Here is a 10,754-nt window from a genome sequence, read left to right on the forward strand (position 1 = left end):
GGGGGATATCAATGGAGATGAGGAAATTGATATTTTTGATCTGACTTTATGTATGAATCATATTGTTGAAAAGAAACTGTTAGAAGGTATTGAGCTAGAGGCGGCAGATGTAAATAAAGACGAAGAGGTTGATATTTTTGATTTAACAAGGATTATGAACTATATTTGTGAAAAGATAGATACTATCTAAAAAGGGACAGGGTATTTTCAATCTGGGACGTGGTATTTTTAAAAATACCACGTCCCCGGTTGACGTTTCAATTGATATTTCTTATAATCAATCCATCACAATTTCTTTATTCTCATTTCACGGCCATTCGGCCAGAGAATTCCAGAGTTGTTTATCAATTACAGACCGCAGAAAAAGAACTTGGTAAACTGTACTGATTTCTCTCTAATCCTTGTTATTCCCCCTGTCTCCCGGTATAATCAGAGTAAGAGATGACAGATGAATGAGGGGGTTTTCTATGCTTCTTTTCTGTGGTGAGAAAGGAGCGCGTGTATGAAAGAAACGTCGTCATTTATCATGGAACCTAAAGTAGACTTTTGCTTTAAGGAGTTATTGCGTGACCCGCTGGTGAGACAGGGGTTTATCGCAGCAGTGCTGGAAGTGCCGCCGGAGGAGATTGTCCGCACAGAACTTCTGCCCACTTATCTGTGGAAGAAGCGGAAAAAGGAGAAGCAGGGAATCCTGGATGTGCGTGTCCTGATCAACGGGATGGACGAGATGGATGTAGAGATCCAGGTGGAGGCCTTCCGGGAGTGGCCGGAACGTTCGGTTTTTTACCTGGGCAGGATGTTCACAGAGAACCTGCGGGAGGGAGAAGATTACGGAAAACTGCGCAAGTGTATCCACGTGGGGATCCTGGATTTTATCCTGTTTCCGGAAGATAAGGAATATTATTCCAGATTTCATATCTGGGAGGACAGAAGGAGAAGGAAATATACAGATAAGCTGGAGGTACATATCATAGAATTGCCTAAGCTTGTAAGAAGGAATTATCCGGATTCAGAACTTCTGAACTGGGCCCGGTTCCTCAATGGGAAAGGGAAGGAGGAATTGCAGATGATAGGGAAGGTGAATCGTTACCTGGGGAGAGCTTATGAGGTGCTGCTGGAGATCAGCGGCAGTGAGCGAAAACGTCTGGCTTATGAGGCGCGGAAGAAGGCGACTTTGGATCATAATTATCTGATGCGGACCAATCGGGAGGAAGGATATCGGGAGGGTCATGCGTCTGGATATCAGGAAGGTCATACGTCTGGAGTAACGGAAGGGCTTGCCCTGGCGAAGAATATGCTGCGCCTTTCTTCCGAAGGGAAAAGCGCGCAGGAGATTGCAAAGGAGTTGGGTGTGTCTCCGGAAGAGGTGCGAAAGATCATCGAGTAAAAAGAAGGACAGAAAAAAGGACGAAGGTACAAATCCTTCGTCCTTTTTGAATCACAAAATCTTTTACGCCTCTGCGGTTGCAGCTTCCTCCGGCGCAGCCTCTTCCAGTACGGAAGTACAGTGGGGGCAGCGGGTAGCTTCGATAGCGATCTCGCTCTTGCAGAAGGGGCAGACCTTGGTAGTAGGAACTGCGGCCTCTTCTTCAGCAGCCAGCTTCTTCTTGCCCAGATCCATGACTGTGTTGACAGCCTTAAGGATACAGAAGAGCACGAAGGCCATGATCAGGAAGTTGACAATAGAGGAGAGGAATGCGGACGCGAATCCGGCTACATCCTGAAGGGTGTACATCTTTCCTCCGGTCACCACGTTGAGAACTGGGTTGATAAAGTTATCGGTAAGAGAGGTGACGATGCTGGTGAAAGCGCCGCCGATGATCATACCGATTGCCATGTCCATTACGTTTCCGCGAAGGGCAAATTCCTTGAATTCCGCGATAAATTTCTTCATTTGTGAGATGGTCCTTTCTTGAAAAAATTAATTGACTTTATTTCCAACTCACCTACTATATCACAGAATGTAAAAATGGAAAAGAAAATTACGGATAAAATGTAAACTTTTCCGGATTGGTTTTAATAGTTCCCAAGCTTCCCCAGATACCGGTCGATCTTCCGCAGCCGTTTCTCGATCCCTTTCACCCGGTGGCTGATCACATCCAGCAGGATCTCTGCCGCGAACTGGGGCGCCACCATGGAATTGAAGAAGGTGCTGCTGTCCACCGGGACGGTGATCAGCACGGAGGCATAGGGCGCAAGGAGAGCGCTTGGCTTGTCGGTGATGACAACCACTGCAGCCCCTGCTTCCCTGGCCATCTCCACAACACTCCGGTCCACAGAAGAATACCGGGGGAAGCTGAATACGATCAGACAGTCTTCCCTGGTGATGCTGCAGACGTGGTCAATGGGACTGATGGAACTGGAAGAAGTTGTCTCCACATTTGGCACCATATGCTTCAGATAAAGAAGAAAATAATCGCCAAGGCAGGAATTTCCGCGGCTGGCGACAATGTATTTGCGCCGGGCCCGGATAATAAGATCAGCCGCCTCCTCGAAGGAAGCGCTGGTATTGTTGGCCAGGACCGTCTCCAGGTTCTTGGCGGCATTGTTGACATGGAGCTGGATGTACTCCGTGTTGCCGCTTAACTTGGAAGCCTTGGCGGCCCGCTGGGAAGGGACGGTGATGGAGCTTGAGATACTTAAAACCTTTCCCTGATAGCTTTTCCGCAGCGCTTTCTGGAAATCCATGAAGCCGGAATAGCCCAGGGACCGACTGAAGCGGATCACCGAGGATTCGCTTACTGCCAGCTTCTGGGCGATTTCCGTAGAGGTCATGAAACAGGCCTCGGAGGAGTTGTCCAGGATAAATTCAGCGATGGTCTTCTGAGTCTTGGTCAGATTAGCGTGATGGATCAATTCTCTAAGTTCTTTCATAGCAGAGCGCCTCCACATAAATCAAATCCTGATAGCTTCATTTAACCACGAAAATGAAAAATATGCAAGGGAATTGTAAAGACAATTTAAAGGGAAAACGGTAAATTAAAAGGTTTTGTGAAAAAAATAACTTTTATTGAATAATATACCTCGGTGTGCTACTATAATTTTAGAGACAAATGAATAATATTCTTCATGAAAATAATTTTGTGAAAAATATTGTTCATTTTCTTTCGCAACGAGCGGAAGCGAATCGGTAAAATTTTAGTTAGGAGGTAGAGTTAAGTGAAAGTAGGATGCGTAAAAGAGATTAAGAACAATGAGTTCCGTGTAGGTATGACACCTGACAACGTAAAGGTTTACGCAGGAGCAGGACATGAAGTTTACATTGAGAAAGGTGCAGGACTGGGATCTGGCTTCACCGATGCAGAGTATGAGGCAGCCGGCGCGAAGATGATCGACACAGCCAAGGAAGTATGGGATACCGTTGAGATGATGATCAAAGTTAAAGAGCCTCTTCCGGAGGAATATCCGTTATTCCACGATGGACTGATCCTCTATACATACCTTCACCTGGCAGCTGACAAGCCGCAGACAGACGCGCTTTTGAACGGCAAGGTAAAAGGTGTTGCTTACGAGACACTGTTTGATCCCAGACAGGGCGGACTGCCGCTGCTTGCTCCTATGAGCCAGATCGCAGGTCGTTTAAGTATCCAGGAAGGAGCGAAGTACCTGGAGAAGAGATTCGGCGGCGAGGGCGTTCTGTTAGCAGGTGTTCCGGGAACCCCGAAGGCAAACATCGTAATCCTGGGCGGCGGTAATGTAGGAACCAACGCCTGCAAGATCGCGGTAGGTATGGGAGCAAACGTAACGATCCTGGATATCAGCCTTCCAAGACTGGCTTATCTGGATGACCTGTTTGGCGCGCGTGTGCAGACACTGGTTTCCAACGACGCCAACATTGAGAAATCTGTAAAAGAAGCAGACCTGGTAATCGGTTCTGTACTGATCCCCGGAAAAGCTGCTCCGAAGATCTTCAAGAAGAAATATCTCAAAGAGATGAAACCGGGCGCTGTATTTGTAGACGTTGCTGTTGACCAGGGCGGATGCGGCGAGACCACCAAGGTTACCTATCATGATGACCCGATCTTCATCGAGGACGGTGTTGTTCACTACTGCGTAGGAAATATGCCTGGAGCAGTTCCGAGAACATCCACCATCGCGCTGACCAACGCTACCGTATATTACGGACTGCAGATCGCCAACAAGGGTCTGGAGCAGGCATGCAAGGACAATGAAGTGATCTACTCCGCCATCAATACCTATGACGGCAAACTGACCTGCAAGAACGTTGCGGACAGCTTTGACTGCTACGAATATGTAGACATCAAAACTCTGTGCTAGACATTTCCAAACTTAATTCCTTCAAAGTTGCGAAGGGGGTCTGCGGTGTAAAAACCGCAGGCCCCTTTGCCGTGCAAAAATTTCTTGCGTTCCTATTCCATCTGTGCTAATGTGTATATAACAAAAGAAAAAAGGTGATCGTATGTTAATTGAGATTGATTTTAACAGTGACGAGGCTATCTATGTCCAACTGCAGAACCAGATCATCATGGGGATCGCCACCGCGACCATCCATGAAGGGGATGCGCTGCCCTCGGTGCGGCAGCTGGCGGACAGGGTAGGCATCAATATGCACACGGTGAATAAGGCCTATTCGGTACTGAAGCAGGAAGGATTTATCCAGCTGGACCGCAGGCGGGGCGCGGTGATCGCCATCGACGCCAACAAGGCCCAGGCCATCCTGGAGATGAAAGCCCAGCTTCGTATCCTTCTGGCCAAGGGGAGCTGCAAGAGTATATCCCGGCAGGAGGTCCATGAGCTGGTGGACGAGATTTTTGACGAGTATAGAAAGGGACAGGCAGAATGAATTATACAGAGCAGGCAAGAGAGGCGCTGAGGATCGCGGCCGCTCAGGCGAGGGAGCTTGGCCACCCCTATGTAGGGACGGAGCATCTCCTTCTGGCGCTGCGCAGGGTGTATACCGGCGTGGCCGGACAGATCCTGGCGTCCAATGGAGTGGATGAGGAGAGTATCCTGAAGGTGGTGGATGAACTGGTCTCCCCGGTGGGGGACGTTGTGATAAAAGAGCGGCCCGGGAACAGTCCGCGGCTGGAATATATCTTGGAAGAAAGCCAGGCGGAGGCGGTCCGTTTCCACTCGGAAGAGACGGGGACGGAACACATGCTCCTGGCGCTTTTGCGCGACGTGGACTGCGTGGCCACCCGGATCCTTCTGACCCTGGGGATCAGTCTTCAGAAGCTGGCCCAGGACATTTTCGATGTGATCGGGGCGGACCCGCGGGAATACCAGGAAGAGCTTGGACAGGACGGCCAGAGAAGGAAAGAGGGTGTCCTGGAGCAGTACGGAACTGACCTGACCTGGCAGGCGGAAGAGGGGAAACTGGATCCGGTGATCGGGCGGAAGGAAGAGATTGGCCGTCTGATGCAGATCTTAAGCAGAAGGACGAAGAATAATCCCTGTCTGGTGGGCGAACCGGGCGTTGGAAAGACGGCGGTGATCGAGGGGCTTGCCCAGCAGATCGCCTCAGGCGCCGTGCCGGACAGCATGAAGAATAAGCGGATCCTGACCATGGATCTTGCAGGAATGGTAGCCGGTTCCAAGTACCGCGGGGAATTCGAGGAGCGGATGAAGCGCCTGATCCAGGAAGTGAAGGCTGCGGGAAATGTGATCCTTTTCCTGGATGAAGTCCACACTATCATCGGGGCAGGCGGCGCAGAGGGGGCCATTGACGCTTCCAATATCCTGAAGCCTTCCCTGGCAAGGGGAGAGCTGCAGCTGATCGGCGCCACCACCATCGTGGAATACCGGAAATACATTGAGAAGGACGCGGCCCTGGAGAGGCGGTTCCAGCCGGTTACGGTGGAAGAGCCTGACCGGGAACAGTGTCTGGAGATCCTGAAAGGACTGCGGGGAAAATATGAGGAGCACCATCATGTGACGATCGAGGATGAAGCGCTGAAGGGAGCAGTGGAGCTGGCAGACCGGTATGTGAGCGACCGGTTCCTTCCGGACAAAGCCATCGACGTCCTGGACGAGGCCTGTTCCAGGGTAAGCCTGCGAGGATTTAAAGCCCCGGATTCCATCTATGAACTGGAGGCAGTGATCCAGCGGCTGCAAGGTGAGATGGAGGAGGCGATCCGCCAGGGAGATATGGCCGAGGCAGGCCTTCTGAACCGGGAGAAGGAGGCAGCACAGCAGAAGCTTGAGAAGATCCGGGAGCGGTTCTGGAAGCGGAACACAGGCAAGAAGCTTTGTGTGACAGAAGGAGATATCGCAGACGTGGTCTCTGCGTGGACCAAGATCCCGGTGAGCCGGCTGCAGGAGTCGGAAGGGGAACGTCTCCGGAACCTGGAGCGGACCCTGCACAAGCGGGTGATCGGCCAGGAAGAGGCGGTGTCCGCTGTGGCGAAGGCAGTAAGACGGGGACGGGTGGGATTGAAGGATCCCAGACGCCCCATTGGTTCTTTCCTGTTCCTGGGACCTACCGGCGTGGGGAAGACGGAACTTTCCAAAGCGCTGGCGGAAGCTTTGTTTGGCGATGAGGATTCTATGATTCGGGTAGATATGTCTGAATATATGGAGAAGCACAGTGTGGCCAAGATGATCGGATCCCCTCCGGGCTATGTGGGCCACGACGACGGCGGGCAGCTCAGCGAGCAGGTACGGCGCCATCCTTATTCCGTAGTGCTGTTTGATGAGATCGAGAAAGCCCACCCGGATGTGTTCAATATCCTGCTGCAGGTGCTGGATGATGGCCATATCACTGATTCCCAGGGGCGGAAGGTGAATTTCGCCAACACGGTGATCATCATGACCTCCAACGCGGGGGCGCAGGCCATTATCGATCCCAAGAAGCTGGGCTTCAACGCCCGGGAGGACGCGGCGGATGATTACAAGCGGATGAAGAGCAGCGTGATGAACGAGATCAAACTGATCTTCCGGCCGGAGTTCCTAAACCGGATCGATGAGATCATCGTCTTCCACCCATTGGGTAAAGACGAGATGAAGCGGATCGTAGGCCTGATGTGCCGGGAGTTTGCCCGCAGGGCAAAATCCCAGCTGGGGATCGACCTTACCATCCGGGATTCTGTGAAGAGTTATATCGTGGAGAAGGGAACGGATCAGAAGTACGGAGCCAGGCCTTTGCGCCGCGCGGTACAGAATCTTCTGGAGGATAAGCTGGCGGAAGCGCTGCTGGCAGGAGAGATCAGCCGGGACAGCGAAGTGGCTGTGGGGATGTCTAAAAAAGAAATAAAATTTATCCCAAAGGCTACAAAATAACCTGGAATTGATATATAATAGGAAAAACAAAAGAAGAACCTTAGGAGGAATACGAAATGGCAGCAGTGAAAGAGCTTTTAAGAGCCGAGGAGGACGGAACGCTCAGTTTTGGCGATTACACATTAGCGGATAAGACAAAACTGGACGGGTTTGAATTCCAGGGCGATCTCTATAAAGTCAAAACGTTTTCTGAGATCACAAAGCTTGAGAGAAACGGAATGTTCGTCTATGAATCAGTTCCGGGAACAGCAGTTGAAAAGTTCCTGGCAACTGAGAAGGAGGTTTCATTCCAGGTGTCAGGCGCGCAGGATGCTCAGTTTACCCTGGAACTGGAGGCGGACAGCGAGTATACGGTATACCTGGACGACGCTCCGGTGGGAGATATGAAGACGAATTTAAGCGGAAAGCTCAGCGTCAGTACAGAACTGGCGGAAGGCAAGAGTGTTGCCGTGAAGATCGTCCGGAAATAGAACTATAGTTAGAAAGATCAAAAGCGCAAGGGCTGCAGACTGCAGCCCTTTTTGCGGCACAGGAGAGAAGAATGGCAAAAGGAAAGAAGACGGTGTTTTTCTGTCAGAACTGCGGGCATGAAGAGTCGAAATGGCTGGGACAGTGTCCGGCTTGCAAGGAGTGGAATACCTTTGTAGAAGAACGGGTGTCTGTTTCTTCCGGGGAGGGGAAGGGAAGCGGACCGGCAGGGGGAAGAGACAACCAGCCGGTGGCGCTTAAAAGCGTTTCCACGGATGAGGATGAGCGGATCCATACCAGGATCGGGGAACTGGACCGGGTGCTGGGCGGCGGGATCGTGCCGGGATCTCTTGTTCTGGTAGGCGGCGATCCGGGGATCGGCAAATCCACTCTGCTCCTGCAGGTGTGTCAGGCATTGTCCGGGATGGGGAAGCGGATCCTCTACATTTCCGGGGAAGAGTCCCTGAAGCAGATCCGGCTCCGTGCCAATCGGATGGGGGAATTCTCAGAGAACCTGTACCTGTTGTGCGAGACCAGCCTGGACACCATCCGGGGCGTGATCGAGAAAAGCCACCCGGATATGGTGGTGATCGATTCCATCCAGACGATGTATAATGAAGAAGTGTCTTCCGCGCCGGGAAGCGTCTCCCAGGTGCGGGAATCTACCAATGTGTTCATGCAGCTGGCAAAGGGACTGAATATTTCCATTTTTATCGTGGGCCATGTGACAAAAGAAGGAACGGTGGCAGGACCACGGGTCCTGGAGCATATGGTGGATACGGTGCTGTACTTTGAGGGGGACCGGCATGCCTCTTACCGGATCCTGCGGGCAGTGAAGAACCGGTTTGGCTCCACCAATGAGATCGGGGTCTTCGAGATGTGCCGCCAGGGGCTTGTGGAAGTGAAGAATCCCTCGGAATTCATGCTCAGCGGAAAACCGGAGAATGCTTCCGGGTCGGTGGTGGCCTGCGCCATGGAAGGGACCCGTCCCATGCTTATGGAGATCCAGGCGCTGGTGTGCCGCAGCAATTTTGGGATGCCAAGGCGGACGGCCGCCGGGCTGGATTACAACCGGGTCAATCTCCTGATGGCGGTCCTGGAGAAGCGGGCAGGTCTGGAATTGTCCAATTATGACGCTTACGTCAATATCGCGGGCGGTATCAAGATGAATGAGCCGGCGGCGGATCTGGGGATTGTTCTGGCCATTGCTTCCAGCTACAGGAATCGGCCTATCCCGGACGATATGATCGTATTCGGGGAAGTGGGACTAAGCGGAGAGGTCCGGGCGGTTACCATGCCGGAGCAGCGGGTGGCAGAGGCCAGGAAGCTGGGATTCAAAAGCTGTATCGTGCCGGAGGTGTCCATGGGAGCTCTGAAGGGGATCGAGGGGATCCGGATCATCGGCGTGAAGAATGTGAATCAGGCGATCGGAGTGCTGTAGAGCAGGAAAGAAGCGGCGGGATTATTCCTGCCGCTTCATAATATACATATATACATATATACATGAATTAGAGAACTAAAGTTTTACTTGTTGGTTTTATACTCTGATTTGTTTTCACTGACGCGATCCAGAAGAGAATTTGTCTGGGGAAACGGAGATGTTTCATAGAAAGAAATGGGTTCTGGAAAATCAGCGACAATTGGGCTTTCAAACAATGAAAATGGGTCGATGTCAATACAGTCATGTTCCTCTCGTTTTCCTGTGATATCCCAGGCGACAGTTTGATTTAATACCGTTAATTTTTCGCGAAATATTGTTTTATCCTGTAGAATTTTAAACACACCGCCTTTTTCGATAAGTGGTTTTACATCAAGTACTCTCACATTACCGTCATTCATATAAGCATAAACTGTATAATTTTCCCCGGCAACAGCCTGAAACACTTCAGGAGAAAAATGTGTAAAATCTAACACTTTTTTGTTCATAAACATAGCACCTCCTATATGAGAGGATTGATTCGGTTAAGCGGTTTATTGTCTTGTATTATAACTTAAGGAAAATTATTTTGACAGCTTTTTGCTGGATTTTTATTTTAGGTTTTTAGATAATGGTGTTGTTGGAAGTTATACAATGTTGTAAGATGGGATAGATATATGCAAGGAGGTGATTTTATGAGTAGTATGAAAGGGAAAATGCATACAGGAGAACTGTACCTGCCTAACGACAAGGAGATTATGGAAGATCAGACCCGGCGTCTGGACCGGTTGTATGACTATAACATGACCCGTCCTACAGAAGGGGCTAAAAGAGAGGCGCTTCTGAAGGAAATGCTTGCGGAAGTAGGGGAAGGCTGCTATATTGAGCCGCCGTTCCATGCAAACCTTGGGGGCGGGCATGTTCATCTTGGAAAATATGTCTATGCTAACTTCAATCTTACCATGGTGGACGACACCCATATCTATGTGGGAGATTATACGATGATCGGTCCCAATGTGACGGTGGCCACCGCTGGCCATCCCATCTTGCCGGAACTGCGGGAGAAACTGTATCAGTATAATATGCCGGTCCATATCGGAAGAAACTGCTGGATCGGAGCGGGAGCCGTGATCCTTCCGGGAGTGACCATTGGAGATAATTCTGTGATCGGGGCTGGAAGTGTGGTGACAAAGGACATTCCGGAAAATGTGGTGGCTGTGGGGAATCCCTGCCGGGTCCTGCGAAAGATCGGTGAGCGCGACCGGGAATATTACTATAAGGATCGGAAGATTCCTTATGATGAGATCCTGTAAAATCGAAGAAAGTAAAAAAGTAAAGAAAAAAGTAAAAAACCGGTTGACATCAAAAAACGAATGTGCTAATCTAATATAGCTGTCGCTTGAGGCAGCAAAAAGAACCTTGATAACTGAACAATAGACACCAACCCTGAAAATTCTTTAAGAGAAAATTCAGAGAACCGCTTTGAACTGCGAGACAGTTTGAGGCGAACCCAAAACAGTAAAAGGGATAAGGAAGCTAGTTAGTTTTCTTGGACCTGGATGAACTTGATCTTAAGCCTGTATAACAGCAGGCATGAGGTTTTATTACGAGAGTTTGATCCTGGCTCAGG

Annotated in this window: 11 protein-coding genes; 8 read left to right on the top strand and 3 right to left on the bottom strand. The window is 50.4% G+C overall.

Going from position 1 to position 10,754, the window contains the following annotated elements:
- Together ACML7B_RS10910 and ACML7B_RS10915 are read left to right on the top strand one after the other, a co-directional pair.
- Positions 1 to 190 (top strand): dockerin type I repeat-containing protein (locus ACML7B_RS10910; protein ID WP_418541238.1); only part of this gene is annotated, 190 nt, incomplete at its 5' end.
- Between the two features lie 312 nt (positions 191 to 502).
- A complete protein-coding gene (locus ACML7B_RS10915; RefSeq protein ID WP_418541240.1) occupies positions 503 to 1,387 on the top strand; it encodes an Rpn family recombination-promoting nuclease/putative transposase in 885 nt (294 codons plus the stop codon).
- Between the two features lie 63 nt (positions 1,388 to 1,450).
- On the opposite strand, the gene mscL is transcribed toward ACML7B_RS10915, so the two are convergent.
- The gene (gene mscL, locus ACML7B_RS10920; protein ID WP_418541242.1) at positions 1,451 to 1,894 is read right to left on the bottom strand and encodes a large conductance mechanosensitive channel protein MscL; all 444 of its coding nucleotides are present in this window, start codon (positions 1,892 to 1,894) and stop codon (positions 1,451 to 1,453) included.
- A gap of 122 nt (positions 1,895 to 2,016) precedes the next feature.
- Positions 2,017 to 2,874: a MurR/RpiR family transcriptional regulator gene (locus tag ACML7B_RS10925; protein ID WP_418541244.1), complete on the bottom strand. Its 858-nt coding sequence runs from the start codon at positions 2,872 to 2,874 to the stop codon at positions 2,017 to 2,019.
- 285 nt (positions 2,875 to 3,159) lie between these two features.
- On the opposite strand from ACML7B_RS10925, the gene ald reads away from it, so the two are divergent.
- From ald to radA, 5 genes are all read left to right on the top strand, one after another.
- Positions 3,160 to 4,278 carry an alanine dehydrogenase gene (gene ald / locus ACML7B_RS10930; protein WP_418541246.1) on the top strand — a complete coding sequence of 373 codons (1,119 nt, stop codon included), beginning with the start codon at positions 3,160 to 3,162 and terminating at the stop codon, positions 4,276 to 4,278.
- 142 nt (positions 4,279 to 4,420) lie between these two features.
- Complete coding sequence (locus ACML7B_RS10935) at positions 4,421 to 4,804, top strand: GntR family transcriptional regulator (RefSeq protein ID WP_418541248.1); 384 nt, start codon at positions 4,421 to 4,423, stop codon at positions 4,802 to 4,804.
- Positions 4,801 to 7,239, top strand: coding sequence for an ATP-dependent Clp protease ATP-binding subunit (locus tag ACML7B_RS10940; RefSeq protein ID WP_346708750.1), 2,439 nt, complete (start codon positions 4,801 to 4,803; stop codon positions 7,237 to 7,239). The genes ACML7B_RS10935 and ACML7B_RS10940 overlap by 4 nt, the downstream gene beginning before the upstream one ends.
- Positions 7,240 to 7,295: 56 nt before the next feature.
- Positions 7,296 to 7,709, top strand: a complete 414-nt coding sequence (locus ACML7B_RS10945) for an endosialidase (RefSeq protein ID WP_106790089.1) — start codon at positions 7,296 to 7,298, stop codon at positions 7,707 to 7,709.
- Positions 7,710 to 7,780: 71 nt separating this feature from the next.
- Positions 7,781 to 9,148, top strand: coding sequence for a DNA repair protein RadA (gene radA / locus ACML7B_RS10950; protein WP_418541250.1), 1,368 nt, complete (start codon positions 7,781 to 7,783; stop codon positions 9,146 to 9,148).
- Between the two features lie 83 nt (positions 9,149 to 9,231).
- On the opposite strand, the gene ACML7B_RS10955 is transcribed toward radA, so the two are convergent.
- A complete protein-coding gene (locus ACML7B_RS10955; RefSeq protein ID WP_418541252.1) occupies positions 9,232 to 9,633 on the bottom strand; it encodes a transcriptional regulator in 402 nt (133 codons plus the stop codon).
- A gap of 195 nt (positions 9,634 to 9,828) precedes the next feature.
- Here ACML7B_RS10955 and ACML7B_RS10960 point away from each other — a divergent pair, with 195 nt between their 5' ends.
- Positions 9,829 to 10,437, top strand: coding sequence for a sugar O-acetyltransferase (locus ACML7B_RS10960; protein ID WP_418541254.1), 609 nt, complete (start codon positions 9,829 to 9,831; stop codon positions 10,435 to 10,437).
- Positions 10,438 to 10,754: the final 317 nt, after the last annotated feature.

The sequence above is a fragment of the Massilistercora timonensis genome, from assembly GCF_048354975.1.
GTDB classification, from domain to species: domain Bacteria; phylum Bacillota; class Clostridia; order Lachnospirales; family Lachnospiraceae; genus Massilistercora; species Massilistercora timonensis.

Excerpts from the sequence above, each read along its gene's own strand:
- mscL (WP_418541242.1), bottom strand. The coding sequence starts at position 1,894 with ATGAAGAAATTTATCGCGGAATTCAAGGAATTTGCCCTTCGCGGAAAC.
- ACML7B_RS10925 (WP_418541244.1), bottom strand. The coding sequence starts at position 2,874 with ATGAAAGAACTTAGAGAATTGATCCATCACGCTAATCTGACCAAGACT.
- radA (WP_418541250.1), top strand. The coding sequence starts at position 7,781 with ATGGCAAAAGGAAAGAAGACGGTGTTTTTCTGTCAGAACTGCGGGCAT.
- ACML7B_RS10955 (WP_418541252.1), bottom strand. The coding sequence starts at position 9,633 with ATGAACAAAAAAGTGTTAGATTTTACACATTTTTCTCCTGAAGTGTTT.
- ACML7B_RS10960 (WP_418541254.1), top strand. The coding sequence starts at position 9,829 with ATGAAAGGGAAAATGCATACAGGAGAACTGTACCTGCCTAACGACAAG.
- ACML7B_RS10945 (WP_106790089.1), top strand. The coding sequence starts at position 7,296 with ATGGCAGCAGTGAAAGAGCTTTTAAGAGCCGAGGAGGACGGAACGCTC.
- ACML7B_RS10940 (WP_346708750.1), top strand. The coding sequence starts at position 4,801 with ATGAATTATACAGAGCAGGCAAGAGAGGCGCTGAGGATCGCGGCCGCT.
- ACML7B_RS10915 (WP_418541240.1), top strand. The coding sequence starts at position 503 with ATGAAAGAAACGTCGTCATTTATCATGGAACCTAAAGTAGACTTTTGC.
- ACML7B_RS10935 (WP_418541248.1), top strand. The coding sequence starts at position 4,421 with ATGTTAATTGAGATTGATTTTAACAGTGACGAGGCTATCTATGTCCAA.